The 17854-nt window shown below is 41.6% G+C and carries 16 protein-coding genes; 11 read left to right on the top strand and 5 right to left on the bottom strand.

Features of this window, described 5'->3' with window-relative positions:
- The first annotated feature begins 170 nt into the window (after nt 1–170).
- The 9 genes from ACIQXR_RS18025 to ACIQXR_RS17985 all read left to right on the top strand — a co-directional run bounded on the left by ACIQXR_RS18025 (nt 171) and on the right by ACIQXR_RS17985 (nt 12553).
- Complete coding sequence (locus ACIQXR_RS18025; RefSeq protein WP_402875647.1) at nt 171–533, top strand: ArsR/SmtB family transcription factor; 363 nt, start codon at nt 171–173, stop codon at nt 531–533.
- Nucleotides 526–2646 carry a heavy metal translocating P-type ATPase gene (locus tag ACIQXR_RS18020; RefSeq protein ID WP_402875555.1) on the top strand — a complete coding sequence of 707 codons (2121 nt, stop codon included), beginning with the start codon at nt 526–528 and terminating at the stop codon, nt 2644–2646. The genes ACIQXR_RS18025 and ACIQXR_RS18020 overlap by 8 nt, the downstream gene beginning before the upstream one ends.
- A 331-nt stretch (nt 2647–2977) precedes the next feature.
- Complete coding sequence (hflX, locus tag ACIQXR_RS18015) at nt 2978–4240, top strand: GTPase HflX (RefSeq protein WP_402875557.1); 1263 nt, start codon at nt 2978–2980, stop codon at nt 4238–4240.
- 559 nt (nt 4241–4799) lie between these two features.
- Nucleotides 4800–6158: an NAD(P)-dependent oxidoreductase gene (locus tag ACIQXR_RS18010; protein ID WP_402875649.1), complete on the top strand. Its 1359-nt coding sequence runs from the start codon at nt 4800–4802 to the stop codon at nt 6156–6158.
- A 26-nt stretch (nt 6159–6184) separates the two neighbouring features.
- Nucleotides 6185–7471, top strand: a complete 1287-nt coding sequence (gene preA / locus ACIQXR_RS18005) for an NAD-dependent dihydropyrimidine dehydrogenase subunit PreA (protein WP_402875559.1) — start codon at nt 6185–6187, stop codon at nt 7469–7471.
- A gap of 14 nt (nt 7472–7485) precedes the next feature.
- A complete protein-coding gene (hydA, locus tag ACIQXR_RS18000; protein WP_402875561.1) occupies nt 7486–8904 on the top strand; it encodes a dihydropyrimidinase in 1419 nt (472 codons plus the stop codon).
- A gap of 44 nt (nt 8905–8948) precedes the next feature.
- The gene (locus ACIQXR_RS17995) at nt 8949–10433 is read left to right on the top strand and encodes an NCS1 family transporter (protein WP_402875563.1); all 1485 of its coding nucleotides are present in this window, start codon (nt 8949–8951) and stop codon (nt 10431–10433) included.
- Nucleotides 10434–10446: 13 nt separating this feature from the next.
- Nucleotides 10447–10662 (top strand): hypothetical protein, encoded by a 216-nt coding sequence (locus ACIQXR_RS17990; protein ID WP_402875565.1) that lies wholly within the window; start codon nt 10447–10449, stop codon nt 10660–10662.
- Between the two features lie 259 nt (nt 10663–10921).
- The gene (locus ACIQXR_RS17985; protein ID WP_402875567.1) at nt 10922–12553 is read left to right on the top strand and encodes a PucR family transcriptional regulator; all 1632 of its coding nucleotides are present in this window, start codon (nt 10922–10924) and stop codon (nt 12551–12553) included.
- A 153-nt stretch (nt 12554–12706) separates the two neighbouring features.
- Here ACIQXR_RS17985 and yhfH (ACIQXR_RS17980) read toward each other — a convergent pair whose 3' ends face one another.
- From yhfH (ACIQXR_RS17980) to yhfH (ACIQXR_RS17965), 4 genes are read right to left on the bottom strand one after another with little or no spacing between them, the layout of a single operon-like run.
- Complete coding sequence (gene yhfH / locus ACIQXR_RS17980; RefSeq protein WP_402875569.1) at nt 12707–12847, bottom strand: protein YhfH; 141 nt, start codon at nt 12845–12847, stop codon at nt 12707–12709.
- Between the two features lie 22 nt (nt 12848–12869).
- Nucleotides 12870–13010: a protein YhfH gene (gene yhfH, locus ACIQXR_RS17975; protein WP_402875571.1), complete on the bottom strand. Its 141-nt coding sequence runs from the start codon at nt 13008–13010 to the stop codon at nt 12870–12872.
- A gap of 22 nt (nt 13011–13032) precedes the next feature.
- A complete protein-coding gene (yhfH, locus tag ACIQXR_RS17970; RefSeq protein WP_402875572.1) occupies nt 13033–13173 on the bottom strand; it encodes a protein YhfH in 141 nt (46 codons plus the stop codon).
- Nucleotides 13174–13218: 45 nt separating this feature from the next.
- Nucleotides 13219–13353, bottom strand: a complete 135-nt coding sequence (yhfH, locus tag ACIQXR_RS17965; protein ID WP_402875574.1) for a protein YhfH — start codon at nt 13351–13353, stop codon at nt 13219–13221.
- Nucleotides 13354–13786: 433 nt separating this feature from the next.
- Between yhfH (ACIQXR_RS17965) and ACIQXR_RS17960 the strand changes: the two genes are divergently transcribed.
- On the top strand, nt 13787–14680 hold the full coding sequence (locus ACIQXR_RS17960; protein ID WP_402875576.1) for a diacylglycerol/lipid kinase family protein: 894 nt from the start codon (nt 13787–13789) through the stop codon (nt 14678–14680).
- 67 nt (nt 14681–14747) lie between these two features.
- On the opposite strand, the gene ACIQXR_RS17955 is transcribed toward ACIQXR_RS17960, so the two are convergent.
- The gene (locus ACIQXR_RS17955; RefSeq protein WP_402875577.1) at nt 14748–15512 is read right to left on the bottom strand and encodes a MerR family transcriptional regulator; all 765 of its coding nucleotides are present in this window, start codon (nt 15510–15512) and stop codon (nt 14748–14750) included.
- Nucleotides 15513–15694: 182 nt separating this feature from the next.
- Here ACIQXR_RS17955 and ACIQXR_RS17950 point away from each other — a divergent pair, with 182 nt between their 5' ends.
- Nucleotides 15695–17728: a Na+/H+ antiporter gene (locus ACIQXR_RS17950; protein WP_402875650.1), complete on the top strand. Its 2034-nt coding sequence runs from the start codon at nt 15695–15697 to the stop codon at nt 17726–17728.
- The last annotated feature ends 126 nt before the right edge of the window (nt 17729–17854 follow it).

Raw genomic sequence — 17854 nt, 5'->3', positions numbered from 1 at the left:
TTTCAGAAAAAAGAATTTGTAAATGAAGAGGTTGGACAGCGGGAACTTCTTTTTTTGAGTCAGGGACCATTATTCATACACATTCAAACACAGGTTTGAGTATAATGTGAAATGTGGTATATTATAATCAAACGTAGGTTTGAATGAATGGATGTGAGAAGATGGATGAGATGAAGGATATGTGTGAAGTTCATCTGCATGATCAAGAAAAGGTGAACCGTATCCAAAAGGAAATCGGTCAGGTAGATATCTCAAGTATGTCAAAGTTGTTTAAAGTAATCGGTGATGAAAACAGGGTGAAAATCTCGTATGCACTTTGTGAGGATGAAGAGTTATGTGTATGTGATTTGGCAAATATCATTGGGGCGTCAATGGCAACAACTTCTCATCATCTCCGTACTCTATATAAACATGCAATTGTGAAATACAGAAAAGAGGGAAAGTTAGCCTTTTACTCTTTAGACGATGATCATATAAAACAATTAATCCTTATAGCGATAGCACATCAGCGGGAGGTGAGGGTCAATGGCTGATTCCCAATTAAAGACTTATCGGATTCAAGGGCTGTCCTGTACGAACTGTGCAGCCAAATTTGAAAACAATGTCCGGGAACTTGAAGGTGTGAAGGAGGCAAAAATCAACTTCGGGGCTTCGAAGATTTCTATTTCAGGAAGTGCTTCGATTGAAGAAATTGAGAAGGCTGGAGCCTTTGATAACCTGAAAATTCGTACTGAACAAGAGCAGGTGACAATAAAAGAACCAATTTGGAAGCAAAAAGAAAACATTAAGGTTTTTCTTTCGGCTATCCTCCTTTTTATCAGTTGGATTTTGGAACATCAATATGGCGAGGGTAGTCTTTTGCCGGTTCTGGGTTATGCCACTTCCATTTTAGTTGGTGGATACTCCTTATTCATCAATGGGTTGAAAAATCTCGTAAGACTTCGTTTTGATATGCATACGCTGATGACGGTCGCCATTATTGGAGCGGCTATACTTGGCGAATGGGGCGAGGCAGCCACTGTCGTCATTCTATTTGCTATAAGTGAAGCGCTTGAAAAGTATTCGATGGATAAAGCTCGAAATTCCATTGAGTCCCTTATGAATATTGCCCCTAAAGAGGCACTAATCAGGAGGGGCCATCATGAAATGATGTTGGCTGTCGATGCAATCGAGGTGGGAGACACCATGATTGTCAAACCGGGCCAGAAGCTTGCGATGGACGGAAGGATCATAAAAGGTGCATCCACACTGAATCAGGCGGCCATTACTGGTGAATCGGTGCCACTATTTAAAACGGTCGAAGGAGAAGTGTTTGCTGGTACGTTGAACGGCGAAGGTCTTTTGGAAGTGGAAGTCACGAAAAGGGTTGAGGATACGACGATTGCAAAGATTATTCATCTTGTAGAAGAGGCACAAGCGGAAAAAGCCCCTTCCCAAGCGTTCGTTGATAAATTTGCAAAATTCTATACACCGGCAATCATGCTGATTGCTTTGGCACTTGCAACCATTCCACCAATGATGCTGGGCGGAGAATGGAGTGAATGGATTTATCGCGGATTGACTGTGTTAGTTGTCGGCTGTCCATGTGCCTTGGTCATATCCACACCCATTGCCATTGTTACAGCTATCGGAAATGCAGCGAAAAACGGTGTTCTGATTAAAGGTGGAATCCATCTGGAGGAAGCTGGAGCTTTGAAGGCGATTGCATTTGATAAAACGGGAACATTGACAAAGGGAATACCTGAAGTGACTAACTTTTCCGTAATGGTGGATGAAATGAGCGAACGGGATGCTTTGAAAATAGCGGCTGCTTTAGAAAGCCGCTCGCAACATCCATTGTCCACGGCCATTCTTCAGAAAGCGGATCTGCAGGATATAGACTATCGTTCTCTGATGGTAGATGATTTTTCTGCATTGACAGGCAAAGGGTTAAAAGGAACAATCAATCAGGCAGTCTATTATATTGGAAAACCACAACTCTTTGATGAAGTGGGGTTAACCATTTCTGAAAAGGCTCAACATCTGATCAATAACTATCAGAATGAAGGAAAGACAGTTATAGTTCTCGGTAATCAAACTAATATTCTAGCCCTGGTTGCCGTTGCGGATGAAATAAGAGAAAGCAGTAAGGAAGCTATCAGTAAATTACATGCTTTAGGGATTGAAAAAACAATCATGCTGACCGGTGATAATATCGGGACAGCGAATGTGATTGGAACAGCGGCGGGCGTTCATGAAATTCAAGCAGAATTATTACCGCAGGATAAGCTATTCTTCATCAAACAATGGAAACAGAAGTATAACCGAGTGGCCATGGTTGGCGATGGTGTTAATGATGCCCCTGCTTTAGCGGCTTCCACGGTAGGAATTGCAATGGGGGGAGCGGGTACGGATACGGCCCTTGAAACAGCCGATATCGCTCTAATGGGTGATGATTTATCGAAATTGCCCTACACCATCTCATTAAGCAGGAAGACATTACAAATCATTAAGCAGAACATTACGTTTTCATTAGCGATTAAATTATTGGCCTTATTGTTGATTGCACCGGGCTGGCTGACACTTTGGATGGCGATTTTTGCGGATATGGGTGCGACGTTACTCGTGACCTTGAATAGTCTGAGGTTGCTCAGAATAAAAGAATAATAGATAAAGGGCTTCTGGATTTCTTGAAGGGAATCCAGAAGCCCTTTGCTATATCTAAACGTTTCATGTGAAACTCTGGAAAAGTGCCTCCATTATTCTTTGGAATTGTTAGACCACAATCCATCATTAAGAATTAGAACCACCAACGGATGTTAGTTCCCGGACTTTGTTATTTTAATGGACATTAGGATATATTGAATGCATAGCCAGGTTAAAACTATGAACAGGATAGGTAGTATGCTACAATTTGGCTGACTTTTAAAGGAATGCATGCCATCGTTAGGTACGGTTGTTGAATAGATCAAAGGTATTAAAGGAAGGGATTTGAAAGATGGAATTACATCAAAAGGCAATATTAGTTGGAGTCAATCTGAACGGTCAAAAGGATTTTGAATATTCGATGGAGGAGCTCGCCAATTTAACCGAAGCCTGTGAGGTAGAAGTGGTTGGAACGATCACACAGAATCTACATCGTGTCACTTCCTCACATTTCATCGGTACAGGTAAAATTGAGGAAGTAAAGGCGCTAGTTGAATATAAAGAGGCAAATGTCGTTATCTTCAATGATCAATTATCCCCCTCACAACTTCGTAATTTGGAGCGGGATATGGATTGCAAGGTGATCGACCGTTCCATCTTGATCCTGGACATCTTCGCACAACGGGCGAAAACGAAGGAAGCACAGCTCCAGGTAGAAGTGGCAAAACTTCAATATATGCTTCCACGCCTTATCGGCTTAAGAGAATCGTTAGGTCGACAAAGTGGAGGAGTGGGAACGAACAAGGGTTCTGGGGAAAAGCAGCTTGAACTTGACCGTAGGCGGATTGAGGAAAACATCAGTGTTTTGAATAAGGAATTGGAGGAACTTGTAGCACACCGTCAAACACAGAGGAAACAACGGAAAAAGAATGCCATCCCTGTTGTGTCATTAGTCGGGTATACGAATGCCGGGAAATCATCCATCATGAACGCATTGATGGAGATGTTCCAACCGACATCCGAGAAGCAGGTACTCGAGAAGGATATGCTCTTCGCTACACTTGAGACGTCCGTTAGAAACATTCCCTTGCCAGATAACAAGGAGTTTTTACTCACAGATACAGTCGGGTTCGTGTCTAAACTACCACACCATCTGGTAAAGGCATTCCGGTCTACCCTTGAAGAAGTAGTGGAAGCAGATTTATTAATCCATGTTGTGGACTATTCCAATCCTAATTATGAACAACAGATAGAGATTACCGAAAAGACTTTACAAGATATTGGCATCAAAGAGATACCGACCATATTTGCTTATAATAAAGCGGATTTGACCGATATGGACATTCCAAAGGTTAACCGTGATTCCGTTTATATGGCGGCCAGAGAGAAGGTAGGCCTTAAGGAATTGATTGATCAGATCCGTAGCCATGTATTCATGGACTATATTCATTGTGAAATGCTGATTCCATATGACCAGGGAAAACTAGTATCTTACTTCAATGATAATGGCCATATAACGGAAACGGAATATGAGGAAAATGGGACCAAGCTAAAGCTTGAATGCAAGAAGACCGATTATGAAAAATATCATAACTACGTGATTGAAAAATCCTGATGTTTTTTCCAGGCACTGAACTGAATTTAAATAGAATGTTTTGAAAGATTTCCGTAACCATGAATCCACAAGTTATACATATATCGTTTAGTTGTGTATAACTTGTGGATAACTTTCAAAAAGCCTTGAAAAAGTTTTCAAGGCTTTTTTTTTGTGGACAACCTGTTGATAAGTAGATTGTTTGATATTCCCTTACTAAGACCTTAGGAATGATGTCGAGAATGTAGCGAGAAGTGTAGGACGTTGACTTTTTTTATCAGTTTTTGTAAAGAAACATGACATAGTGCACATTAAGTTGTCCGCATTATTTTACACTTTGTATAATGTAACTCCCTATCTATCATTATAAAATAAAGAATATTCATTTAATTTTGAGATTCATGAATAAGTAGGGGGCTAATGGTGATTTTTTAAATGTAACCTGTAAGATAAAAATGACAGTGCTACAGCCATAAATCATCAAAAGTAGGGATAGGATATTGCTAGTTCATTGACTATAGGCAATTCCTCCTTTTTTATTTTCCACAATAATTTTTTGGAAGGAGAATAGTAGATGGATATGACAAGCTCGTTAAAAGACGATTTGAAGAGAAACTTTCAGGAGGCAGAGAGGGGCTTAACCCCAAGAGAGGCACTGGAAGAATCTAATCGATGTTTATACTGTTATGATGCTCCTTGTATCCAGGCCTGCCCCACAGGGATTGACATCCCGACCTTTATAAAAAAAATCGCATCAGGAAATCTAAAAGGGTCGGCCAAAACGATCATGACGGCTAATCCAGTCGGTGCCAGTTGTGCGCGGGTATGTCCGACAGAAGAGTTATGTGAAGGGGCATGTGTTCTAAATCATTCTACAAAGCCAATTCCTATTGGCGATCTCCAGCGTTATTCCACAGATTGGGCCATTCAAAATAAACAAGCTCTATTCAAGGCTGGCAAGAAGAATGGCAAAACGGTTGCCATTGTCGGCAGTGGTCCTGCAGGCTTGTCTGCAGCAAGGGAATTGGCCTTGCTTGGCTACAGCGTAACCATCTTCGAAGCAGAAAAGAACCCTGGCGGATTAAACACTTACGGAATAGTGTCTTTCCGATTACCTCAGCACATCTCCTATTGGGAAGTCGATCAAGTAAAGAACCTTGATGTCGAGATCCGAACGAATTCAAGGGTTGGGGTGGATATCTCCGCTAACCAACTGATTAAGGACTATGATGCCGTTGTTTTGGCAATTGGTATGTCGGATGTACCAAAGCTTGGGATTGAAGGGGAGGACTTGGCTGAAGTCTACGATGCAATCGATTTCGTAAAAGCAACGAAAACGGAGGATATCACCGATAAGTTCGTTGGGAAGAAGCTGATGGTCATTGGAGCTGGAAATACAGCAATCGATGCTGCAACCTGCTCGGTCCGTCTTGGTGCTGAAGAGGCTGGTATCATTTATCGTCGGACCCAGGCGGAAATGACGGCGTATGATTTTGAATATGAGTTTGCCAAACAGGAAGGTGTCCGATTCCATTGGCTGACGAATCCTTCAAGAATCGTTGCCGATGAAAAGGGCCAGGTAACAGGCATTGAATGTGTGAAGATGGAACTGAGTGAGGCAGGGGAAGATGGTCGCAGACGACCGGTTCCAATTGCAGGCTCTGAGTTCATCCTTCCGGCCGATGGTGTGATTCGTGCGATTGGTCAATCACGTTATGTTGGTCTACTTGAACAATTTAACATCGATCACGATGGAGGTGTCGTTACCTTAACTGGAGACTCCTATAAGACGTCGAATGAAAAAGTGTTCGCCTGTGGCGATGTCATATTTGGGAAGGGCCAAGGAGAGGCTATGGTCGTTTCCGCTGCCCAGCAAGGGAAAATGACAGCCTATGAAATTGACGGAGTGTTAATGAGCAAGACAGAAGATATAGCTTAATAAAACAATAACTAGGAGGCGTATCAATGGCTGATTTATCAATTAATCTTGCAGGTATCAAATCTCCTAACCCCTTTTGGCTTGCTTCGGCACCACCAACTAATTCGGGTTATCAAGTGCAGAGGGCTTTTGAAGCCGGATGGGGAGGAGCTGTTTGGAAGACGCTTGGGGATCCAATCCTAAATGTTTCTTCCCGCTTTGCAGCCGTTGGGTTTAACGGCCAAAGAGTTGCTGGATTCAATAATATTGAACTAATTACGGATCGACCTCTTGAAGTGAATCTTAAAGAGATATATGAAACGAAAAAGAAGTTTCCCAATCACGCAATCATAGCGTCCGTAATGGTCGAGCCACAACAGGAAAAGTGGCATGAAATTATCAAACGGATAGAGGATGTAGGCGTTGATGGTTACGAGCTGAATTTTGGATGTCCGCATGGCATGGCCGAAAGAGGGATGGGGGCTGCTTCAGGGCAGGTACCTGAACTGGTGGAAAAGCAAACATATTGGGCGAAGGAAGCGGCCTCGAAACCTGTCATCGTCAAGCTGACCCCAAATATTACGGACATCACGGTTACGGCAGAAGCAGCCGTAAGAGGCGGTGCGGATGCAATTAGTATGATCAATACGATCAATAGCCTTGCAGGGGTGGATATTCACTCCTGGAATACAATCCCCCATGTTGGCGGAAAAGGGGCCCATGGCGGGTACTGTGGTCCTGCAGTGAAGCCCATAGCCTTGAATATGGTGGCTGAATGCGCAAGGAACCCAGGGATTAATGTCCCGATATCCGGTATTGGGGGGATTTCTAACTGGCAGGATACGGTCGAGTTTTTATTGATGGGGTCGACTGGCGTACAGATTTGTACAGCCGCTATGCATCATGGTTTCCGGATCGTCGAAGACATGATTGATGGATTATCCAATTACCTTGATGAAAAAGGGATTGCTTCTGTAATGGACATTGTCGGTAAGTCCGTATCGCGCTACTCCGACTGGGGAAATCTGGATTTGAATTATAAAGTCGTGGCCCGCATCAATAATGATGTGTGCATCAACTGCAATAAATGCCATATAGCCTGTGAAGATACTTCCCACCAATGTATTGATATGTTAAAGGACACTTCAGGCAACTCATTTTTACGAGTGCGTGAAGAAGATTGTGTCGGCTGTAACCTTTGTTCAATCGTGTGTCCGGTCGATGGAGCGATTGACATGATTGAAATGGCCAGCGATCTAGCCCCTATGACTTGGAATGAGCGTCAAGGTTTGCTAGGCAACATCGGTAATGAACGTGTGGATTTCGTAAAATAATGGAGGGGTAAATTATGAAAAAAATTATTAAGAACGGCACTATAGCAACGGCTGCAGATACGTACCAAGCAGATATTTTGATTGAAAATGAAGTCATTACAATGATTGGTAAAGACCTATCAGCCGAGGGAGCTGAAATCATTGATGCCAAGGGCGCACTAATATTCCCAGGGGGTATAGACCCACATACCCATCTAGATATGCCGTTTGGTGGGACGACCACGAAGGACGATTATGAAACGGGAACGATTGCAGCCGCATATGGGGGCACGACGACGGTCATCGATTTCTGCTTAACGGAAAAGGGGGAGCCTTTAAAGAATGCCATTGAAACATGGCACAAGAAAGCGGACGGCAAAGCCGCCATCGATTATAGCTTTCATCTCATGATCAGTGAAATCAATGATGAAGTTCTGGCTGAACTGCCAAGCATCATTGATGAAGAAGGGATTTCTTCCTTTAAAGTGTTCATGGCATACAAAAATGTTTTTCAAGCAGATGATGCAACGCTTTATCGGACTTTGCTGCAGGCGAAAGAACTTGGTGCCCTTGTCATGGTCCACGCAGAAAATGGAGATGTCATCGATTATTTAACAAAGCAGGCACTCGCAAAGGGACAGACCGATCCAATTTATCATGCCTTAACCAGACCTCCTGAGCTTGAAGGAGAAGCGACCGGAAGAGCAGCGAAGTTGACGGAAATGGCGAATGGACAACTTTACGTCGTTCATGTCACTTGCGAAGATGCGGTTGAGAAGATTACTGAAGCAAGAAATAAGGGTGTCGATATCTGGGGAGAAACATGTCCTCAATATCTGGTGCTGGATCAAAGCTATCTCGAAAAGCCCAATTTTGAAGGAGCTAAATATGTATGGTCGCCACCATTGAGGAAGAAGAAGGATCAGGATGTGCTATGGAATGCTTTAAAGACAGGCCAGCTGCAAACCATAGGCTCTGATCAGTGTTCCTTTGACTTTAAAGGACAAAAGGACTTGGGACGAGACGACTTTACCAAGATTCCGAACGGTGGACCGACGATTGAAGACCGAATGAGTATCCTTTATTCAGAGGGAGTCAAAAAAGACCGAATCACCCTGAATCAGTTTGTCGATATTACTTCTACAAGAGTAGCCAAGTTGTTTGGGCTATTTCCACAAAAAGGAACGATTGCAGTTGGATCGGACGCCGACCTTGTTATCTTCGACCCGAAAGTGGAGCGGACCATTTCCGCTGAAACCCATCATATGGCTGTAGATTACAATGCTTTTGAAGGACTGGAAATTACAGGTGAACCCGTTTCTGTCTTATCTCGTGGTCAGTTCGTCATTCGTGATAAACAGTTTGTAGGGGAGGCTGGTAAAGGGCAGTTCTTGAAGCGGGCTAAGTATAATACGTCGCTTGAGTCGGTTTCAGAGAATAAGCTTCCGGTCTAAAGTTATCATGGATATTTAAAGCAAATTAAAGGGGGATTTTATGGATGAGCGAAAATAAGGATTATTTAAAGTCTCCCGATTTGCTGCCTATACCGCATAGAGAGAAGAACATTAGCGCAGTAGGATTTGGCTTCATCTGGGTGGGGATGGCTGTCGTATTGGCCGCCTTTGCCATTGGAGGGAATGGGGTCCAAAGCCTATCGCTTGGTTGGGTCGTACTTGCGACAGTAATCGCCTGCGTAGTTCTTGGCTTCTTGATGACAATGACAGGGGATATAGGCGTGGAACATGGAATTTCATTTCCTGTATACATGAGGGCGCCTTTCGGAACGATTGGCACTCATATCCCTTCACTTGTCAGGGCGTTTGTTGCCTCTTGCTGGTTTGGATTGAACACTTATTTCGGTGCAACTGCGATGAACGCTATCTTTGCCACTCTTTTTAACTTTAATAATTGGTTTATCTGCTTTTTGGTTTTTGCCATTTTGCAATTAGTCAATACAGCCATGGGAATCAAGTCAATCGAACGGTTTGCCGATTTGGCAGCCCCGGTTATCATCTTGATTTCTGGCTGGATGTATTTTACGCTTTCTGACCAAGCAGTCGCACAAGGTAGGGAAGTCTGGTCATGGATTGAGAGTCCGGCAACCGGAGGGGCGGCTGTAACAGCTTTCATGGTCGTCATCATGTCGAATATGGGGTTTTGGGGAACGTTGACCGCGGATATGCCGACACTTTCCCGTTTTATAGAGGCACCAAAAAATGAGAAGAACTGGTTCAAACGCAATAAAGGGCAGATTATAGGGAACGTTATTACCTATCCTATTACCCAAACCTTCATGGTTATTATCGGAGCCGTTTCCTACATGGCCGTTTCCAATTATGATCCTGTTGTTGCTATACAGGGGTCAGCCAGTGGCATTACCCTTGGTGTTCTATTACTAATGATCGTTTTTGCTCAGTGGTCAACGAATACTTCGGCTAATGTTATTCCGGCAGCAACCATCTTCTCGAATGTAATGGGACCAAGAATGCCGTTTTGGTCGGGAGTTGTGGTTGCGGGAATCATTGGAATCGTTGTTCAGCCATGGAGCCTTTTCGGTATCATCATTGAGGTTTTGTTAATTGTCGGTGGGATCTTAGCCTCCATTGTGGGTATTTTGGTGGCTGATTATTACTTTCTCCGTAAGCGCCGTGTCAATGTACCAGAACTATATGAAAGTGAAGGGCAATATAAGTATAAAAACGGTGTAAATTGGGCGGGAATCATTGCCTGGATCATTGGTGGAAGCGGGGCAACGATTTTTTCCAATTACTCATTTATAGTCGGTTTTATACTCGGAAGTGCAACCTATTATGTACTGGCTAAATATTGGTGGTTCAAGAAGTACGAACAGGCAGAGATTATAGATCCGAGCGATGAGAAATATTTAGGAATCTCCGTCGGCAAGGATTGGGATATCGGAAAGAGAATGGTTGACGAAGAAGAGGTACTGAATATGCCTTTAGGCGGGGAAAACGTTAAATAAGGAGGAGTGGGACATGTCTGAATACCAAGAGTATCGCTTAGAAAGGGAACAAATTGATTTTTTACTTGAACGAGGGTACAGAATCACCCGGGTTTCTGAAAACTTAAGTGGCGCTTTCCTTGATTTCGAATTGATTGAAGGAACGAAGCAGGAATGGAAGCAGTTGAATATCAAGACTCCAGAAGGCAGAAAATATTTCTCAACATTGCTTTTTAAAAAACTAAATTAAAAACATGTATCCCCTAAGGATGTAAAGCTGTTAAGCTGGCCTATTTTCAGTTGAATAGGTCATTTTTTATGTTCATTTATGAATAGATAGTAAGAATATGAAGGGGGAAACTACTAGGAATGAAATGCATAGCATGATTTCTACAAAAATAACTGAAAATTTTGTAGAATTTTGACGTTAGTTATTATGTCCAGTATCTGGAGATTTACAGACAGTCCGTTTATAATAGGTTCTATAGCTATAAAAGGATGGTGGATGGATGAATACGTCGATTACAATTGAGGAAATTCTAACGCGCAGGCATTTTAACCGGACGGATGTGGTCGGAGGCGAAGGTGGGTTAAAACGCCAAGTCAAATGGGTCCACTGTTTGGAAGTCACCCAAATCAGTCACTTGTTAAATGGAAACGAACTAATTCTTACCACCGGTCTGGGGTGGAAGGATTCAGATAGTACATTCCTTTCTTTTTTAAATCAGCTCATTACATGTAATGCGGCAGGACTCTGTATAGAGATGGCTACCCATGCCATGGCCATTCCACAGAGTGCGATAGACCTTGCAGACGAGCATGGCTTTCCCCTCATTTTATTTAATCAGGAAGTTCCTTTTGTTGAAATTACTCAGGACATTCATTCCTTAATCATTAATAAACAGTATCAGATGATCTCCAACCTAGAAACCTACTCACAGCAGTTGAATAAAAAACTCCTCGAAATTGACCATTATGAACCAATTCTAAAATTTCTTCATTCGTATTTAAATGTTCAGGTGATGTTTATTCCCAATGAGAATGATATAGCCTGTATTCCAAAAATAAAGAAAAAACTCATCCAGCAATTGTTAGCCGAAGTATATGAAAAGCAAAATTTAAGTAAATTCGTTCTGAAACAAAGGATTCGTGTCCTTGGTGAAAATTATGCGGAACTGGTCATTTATAGTAGTAATCGAGAAATGACCGACTTTGATTCCCTTATCTTGGATCGAACGGCTACGGCTTTAGCTCAATATCTATTACGTGAAATCTATTTAGAGGAAAAGAAGATATCTGAAGAGAGCAAATGGCTAACGAACTGGCTCGAAGGGGAATATAGTGATGAAGTCATCCGGGAGCAACTATCATATATTGATCCGAAGATGCAATTGGAAGGCGGCATCGTATGCATTTGCAAACAACACTCAAGGTATAATAAAGGTTCTGCTAAACTAGAAGGGACTTATTTTAAAATCCTGTTTAGATCCGTTTTTGAACAATATGGATTTCAGATTTTCTCTATGGAAGTACACCAACATCTGGTCTTTATTTTAGGGGATAACCGTTCACCTGGAGATTGGAAAGAGAGAGTGACGGGGGCCCTGGATCGAATCAGAATGATGGATGCTACTGGTCGCAACCGAATGAATGTGCTTTCAATAGGGTTTGGGAAATATGTTCAAAAGTTAAGTGAAATTTACAAGAGTTATGAAACGGCACGTGAGACCTTGTTGCTTCAGGAAACATTAACTGAGGAAAGCAGAAGCTATTTTTATCAAGATTTACATATGTATCGAATGATTGCGCTCATTAACAAACACGGAAACTTGGAAGAAACCGTGTATGAATATTTAGGTCCGGTCATCGAGTATGACAGACGAAATAACGGGGAGTTAATGCCAACCTTGAAAACGTATCTTGCCTGTAATGGATCTAAACAGGAGACATCCAAACAATTATTTATCGTAAGACAAACACTTTACCACCGCCTTGAAAAGTTAGAAAGGCTATTAGGTGCCAATTTCATGAAATCTGAACAACGACTCGGTATTGAGTTCATGATTTTTGCTTTAGATTATTTGAAACTTCGCAAGACGAAGGTAAACGGAAAAACAGCGGATGGGTTTGTGGAAAACTGAAGTGTAAAAAAGCAGATGATAATAGGGTGTCTTATGAGGCATCCTTTTTATTATGGATAAAGTGTCATCGCCCGGTAGGGGATAAGATTCTATAAAAAAATATGCTGACATCAAAGAGTTGGCCTTTACAGCTTTTGATGTCAGCGACTTTCTTTAATATTCATCTTTTTTTGAAAGGCAGTGGTCACATTCCACGAGGTAGGATTCAGCCTGTTCCATAATTTGATCGCCGCATTCGGTGCATTGCTTGGGTGGAAGGGTCCTGAAGAATTCCATTGGATTTTTAGTTTGCATATTTGTTCCTCCTTTTAGTTGTTTAGTAGTCTTCGGTTTTAGAAAGGCAACGGTCACATTCCAACAAGTAGGATTCGGCTTGTTCCACGATTTGCTCCCCGCATTCGGTGCATTGCTTGGGTGGAAGGGTTCTGAAGAATTCCATTGGATTTTTAGTTTGCATACTTGTTCCTCCTTTTAGTTGTTTAGTAGTCTTCGCTTTTAGAAAGGCAACGGTCACATTCCATCAAGTAAGATTCGGCGTGTTCGACGATATGGTCGCCACACTCTGGGCAATCTTTGGCAGGGATACTGTTGAAAAATTCAATGGATTTTTTACTTTGCATGGTGGTTTCCTCCTTTATAAGGTCTTTTCTATTTTTAAGACTTATTCATTCTTCACGTTTAGAAAGGCAGCGATCGCATTCCATCAAGTAAGATTCTGTTCCATCAAAAAGGGTTTCACCACATTCGGTACATTGTGCTAATGATTGGTCTTTCATATTTTCTAATTGACTCGTTTGCATGTCACACTCTCCTTTCTGTAGTACAGTTTTTAATATCTGTCTGTTGTTATAATACAGTATATACCCGATGGTTAAAAAAGTATAGGCATTTCACAGAAAATTTAAAAATATTTCCAAATTAGTATGGAGAATCCTATTGTAACAAGGGTTTTCTGTGATATATTTTATTATTTTTTTCTTTTTAACTAAACCTGATTACTACGTTTACCTAAAAAGTGGGATTGATGGGGTGGAGCGTCCAAGACTAAATAGATTAATTTATACAACAGAATAGTACAGAGGATTTTTGCTAGTACGGGGGGATGAGATTCGAAGGGTTTTCTAAGATTTTGGCTCATCGATGGGGTTATTTTCGCAAAAGAATGGGAAATTGGTTTTAGTATTTTAGTAAAGAGGTAACTTGTTAATAGCAATAAATAACAGGAGGTCACTTATGTCTAAAAAAGTTATGGTCATTATTAACCCATCCTCTGGAAAAGAAAAAGCAGGAGAAATTTTGCCCAATGTGGAAAAGGTGCTTGGAGATATTTATGAACAAGTAGTGGTTCGGAAAACGAAGGGCGAGGGTGATGCTTCGCGGTTTGCAAAAGAAGCATGTGAAGGGAAATATGATGCCGTAATTTCAATGGGGGGAGATGGTACGGTAAATGAGACGGTCAATGGTCTCGCGGAACAGGAGCATAGGCCCATATTAGGGATTATCCCACTCGGAACAGTGAATGACTTTGCAAGGGCACTTAATATACCGTTAGACCCTATCAAAGCAATGGAGATGTACACAAAATCTGCGGTTAAAGAAGCGGATATCGGTAAGATCAATAATCGGTATTTCATGAATGTATTGGCCGTCGGGGCCATTGCAGAGGCTACCTATAATGTGAGTGTGGAGCAGAAAACGCGTCTTGGCTCACTATCTTATTTTTTGGAAGGAGCAAAGACGTTAGTCAAGAAGACACCATTCCCTATAACTGTGGAACATGATCATGGAAGGTGGACCGGTGAGACTTATTTACTGTTTGCTACGATGACAAATTCTGTCGGTGGTTTTGAACAACTTGCACCAGAGGCGGAAGTGAATGACGGGAAACTCCATACATTCATCATCAAAAGTCTTTCCATTCCACTCATCCTCAAAATCATTCCAAGTTTAATTAAGGGAGAAATCAAGAACCATGAAGAAATAGAGTACATTCCAACCTCTAAGCTTCACGTATCTACATCAGAGGACCTCATTGTTAATATGGATGGTGAAAGAGGTAGCGAAATGCCTTTTCAAGCGGAAGTATTGCATAATCACCTGCGTTTGTTTGTTCCAGGAGCGTCATAATTGAGTGAAATTGATCGTGTATAATAGAAAAGCTGTTCGACCACAGGCCGTACAGCTTTTTTTAATACTATGAAGTGTGATTATCACAGTATATGATAATGGCGCTTCGAAAGAATGTGGACAAACCGGGTTTGTATTTATCGATAGTAGCTGTAAAACGTTCATCCTGGACATATAAATCACCAAGTCCACGGAGTATTTCCAGGGTACATTCATAAAAGTTTTCTGTGATATATTTTTGCCATGCTGCGACTGCTTGTTGAACCTGTGGATCACCAGGACCATGACTCATTCCTTCTATTAATGTTTGATAAATGTCTTCTTGAGTTTTGGTTATGGACTTCCAGTCACCTTTTGAGTAGCTATTGGTTTTTTTCAAAGTTTCGTCGACTATCTTTTTCCCATATAGTTCTTGCGCTTCTTTAGCATACTTCTTTTGGTAGTGCTCTATCTCAGACATATCAAAGCCTTCAAACATCTCTTCTTTGTTCATGGTGCCGCCTCCTTCGATTATTAACAGGGTCTGATCAATCGTTTGAATCATCTCTTCTAGTCGTTCTTTCTTTTTTTTGAGGAGATCTTTATGTTGAAGCAAAGCACGTTTGCGATCAAAATCAGGACTTTCAAGAATGGATTTAATCTGTTGAAGTGAACACCCGATTTCTTTATAAAAAAGGATTTGCTGTAATGTCTCTAGATTTTGATCGGAATAAAGCCTATATCCGGAAGAAGAAATCGCTTCTGGTTTAAGTAAATCGATTTTGTCATAATGGTGTAACGTCCGTATGCTGATATTTGCTATATCGGCAATTTCTTTGATTTTATATAACACTCCAATCACCTCATCCTCATCTTAATCCCTTACGCAACGTTGGGGTCAATAGGTTTTAGTTAAAATGTATAGATAATTCCTAATAATTCAAGGGAAGGATAAGCTAATGAATGAACGGAGGGGGTATATTATGGTACGCTTATAGTTATGAAAATAGTTAAGAAAGGAAGTTGAATGTTCGTATGGAGTTTTTTCTTGTTATATTAGCGCTTCTTATCTTAATTGGAGCGTCTAATGTAATCAATCATTTTGTCCCTTTTGTACCGGTGCCGTTAATTCAAATAGCACTGGGTGTCGTAATAGCACTCTTACCTTTAGGTATACATATACAAATGGAAACTGAACTCTTTTTGCTTCTGTTTATAGCACCGCTTTTATTTAACGATGGTAAAAATGTGCCTCGTACAGCCTTATGGAAGTTGAGGACACCGATTCTCATGCTTGCTTTAGGCCTCGTGTTCGTCACCGTTTGGGCTGGAGGATATCTTATTAACTGGATGATTCCTTCTATCCCATTGCCTGCTGCATTTGCATTAGCGGCCATCCTTTCTCCTACGGATGTTGTCGCGGTCAGTGCTTTGGCTAGTAGGCTTAAGTTACCGAAAAGTATCATGCACCTTCTTGAAGGGGAAGGGTTAATGAATGATGCTTCAGGTCTGGTAGCCTTTAAATTCGCTGTTGCGGCTACTGTCACGGGGGTCTTCTCCCTGGTCGATGCAACATTTAGTTTTATTTTGATAGCTATTGGGGGATTTGTAGGTGGGGCTGTTTTGTCCTTCATTATTATCAGGCTACGTGTCATCATTCGCCGATTGGGTATGGAAGATGTAACGATGCATACGTTGATCCAAATCCTAACACCTTTTATCATTTTCCTCGTTGTGGAGCATTTCCACCTTTCAGGTATTTTAGCGGTTGTGGCAGGGGGAATTGTTCATGCCATAGAACGAGATCGAGAGTTATCACCAACAGTTGAATTGCAGGTCGTATCCAAGAGTACGTGGTCTGTCATTCTATATGTATTAAATGGTTTGGTATTCGTTCTATTAGGTCTGCAAATTCCTAGCGTGGCCAAGATCATATTCCAAGATCCAGCATTCCATAATGGACAAGTGATTCTCTATATTGTAGTCATTACTCTGTTCCTATTTATCCTAAGATACATCTGGATTACTGCCGCTTGGTCAATCGGTTGGATGACGTATAAATCCGGTGTCCAAAAACCGGACTTCATGGCGGCAGGAATCATTACCATTTCCGGAGTACGCGGAGCGGTTACACTAGCAGGATCTTTTTCGATTCCCTATATATTAGCGGATGGCAGTCCATTTCCGGAGCGCTCGTTAATCATCTTCATTGCAGCGGGCGTCATATTACTTTCTTTGATCGTTGCAAGTGTCTTCCTTCCTATCGTGGCCCGAACAGAGGAAGAAGAAGTGGTGGATAAGCAGGCTGATAAGCTAAAATTGGCTACCATTCATGCACATCAATCGGCGATTAAAACTGTAGAGTCTCAAATGACGGATGAAAACCGGGAAGCGGCTATGTCCATTATTTCGAGATACCATACGAAAATCAATGCGCTTTCCTATGTTGAACAGGGCAAAAGTTCAAACACAATTGGAGAAGAAGAAAAAGAACTTCGCTTTAAAGCTCTTGAGGCGGAAAGGAAATTCCTGGACCAACTCATTAAAGAGGAGAAAGTAGATAGGGAATCCGCTTATATTTGCTTGGAATATATCCAACGTATGGAAGGGGCAGTCACTAATCGGATGAAATTCCGTTTTTACAGGTCCTTGACACTTTTCCGACGATCGATGTTAAAGGTGTTTAAACTATTCTTCCCGAATAAAAAAGAAATAAGAAGAATCAATTTGGAGAGACTAGAAAAGGTGAAAGACCTTAAGATCAGGATGTATAAAGTGGCTATCCAAGAGATACAAGCAGGCATTACACCTGAAAACCATGAGACATCTTCCATGATCATCGAAGAGTATAAATTACTTATTTTGAGATACAAAAGAGAAAATAAAGGGCGTAAACCTAGTAAAATGGTCAATTATGAACGAGAACTATTTTATAAGGCGATTCAGGCAGAACGTGACGACGTTCAGGAAATGTTTGAAAAAAGAAAAATACCAAGGGATGTTGCCAATAGAATCCGGCAGCAAATCAATTTACGCGAAGCACTTAGTATCAACGAAAACAGTCATTGACCATATTCAGGATAAGCACGGTCGAATTAATCGACCGTGCTTTTTCGGTGCGCTTGGAGGAGTTTCAACCGTAGAGAAAAGGAAAAGATAAAACAAAGCGAGTGGGATATCGATAAGGAACATTCG

Origin of the sequence: Peribacillus sp. NPDC097224 (assembly GCF_044761985.1) — a bacterium.
GTDB lineage: Bacteria > Bacillota > Bacilli > Bacillales > DSM-1321 > Peribacillus.
This window is presented reverse-complemented; position numbering and strand designations above follow the sequence as displayed.

Excerpts from the sequence above, each read along its gene's own strand:
- ACIQXR_RS17995 (WP_402875563.1), top strand. The coding sequence starts at position 8,949 with ATGAGCGAAAATAAGGATTATTTAAAGTCTCCCGATTTGCTGCCTATA.
- yhfH (WP_402875571.1), bottom strand. The coding sequence starts at position 13,010 with ATGCAAACTAAAAATCCAATGGAATTCTTCAGAACCCTTCCACCCAAG.
- yhfH (WP_402875569.1), bottom strand. The coding sequence starts at position 12,847 with ATGCAAACTAAAAATCCAATGGAATTCTTCAGGACCCTTCCACCCAAG.
- yhfH (WP_402875572.1), bottom strand. The coding sequence starts at position 13,173 with ATGCAAAGTAAAAAATCCATTGAATTTTTCAACAGTATCCCTGCCAAA.
- ACIQXR_RS17985 (WP_402875567.1), top strand. The coding sequence starts at position 10,922 with ATGAATACGTCGATTACAATTGAGGAAATTCTAACGCGCAGGCATTTT.
- yhfH (WP_402875574.1), bottom strand. The coding sequence starts at position 13,353 with ATGCAAACGAGTCAATTAGAAAATATGAAAGACCAATCATTAGCACAA.
- ACIQXR_RS18010 (WP_402875649.1), top strand. The coding sequence starts at position 4,800 with ATGACAAGCTCGTTAAAAGACGATTTGAAGAGAAACTTTCAGGAGGCA.
- ACIQXR_RS18020 (WP_402875555.1), top strand. The coding sequence starts at position 526 with ATGGCTGATTCCCAATTAAAGACTTATCGGATTCAAGGGCTGTCCTGT.
- preA (WP_402875559.1), top strand. The coding sequence starts at position 6,185 with ATGGCTGATTTATCAATTAATCTTGCAGGTATCAAATCTCCTAACCCC.
- ACIQXR_RS17990 (WP_402875565.1), top strand. The coding sequence starts at position 10,447 with ATGTCTGAATACCAAGAGTATCGCTTAGAAAGGGAACAAATTGATTTT.
- ACIQXR_RS18025 (WP_402875647.1), top strand. The coding sequence starts at position 171 with ATGAAGGATATGTGTGAAGTTCATCTGCATGATCAAGAAAAGGTGAAC.
- hflX (WP_402875557.1), top strand. The coding sequence starts at position 2,978 with ATGGAATTACATCAAAAGGCAATATTAGTTGGAGTCAATCTGAACGGT.
- ACIQXR_RS17950 (WP_402875650.1), top strand. The coding sequence starts at position 15,695 with ATGGAGTTTTTTCTTGTTATATTAGCGCTTCTTATCTTAATTGGAGCG.
- hydA (WP_402875561.1), top strand. The coding sequence starts at position 7,486 with ATGAAAAAAATTATTAAGAACGGCACTATAGCAACGGCTGCAGATACG.
- ACIQXR_RS17960 (WP_402875576.1), top strand. The coding sequence starts at position 13,787 with ATGTCTAAAAAAGTTATGGTCATTATTAACCCATCCTCTGGAAAAGAA.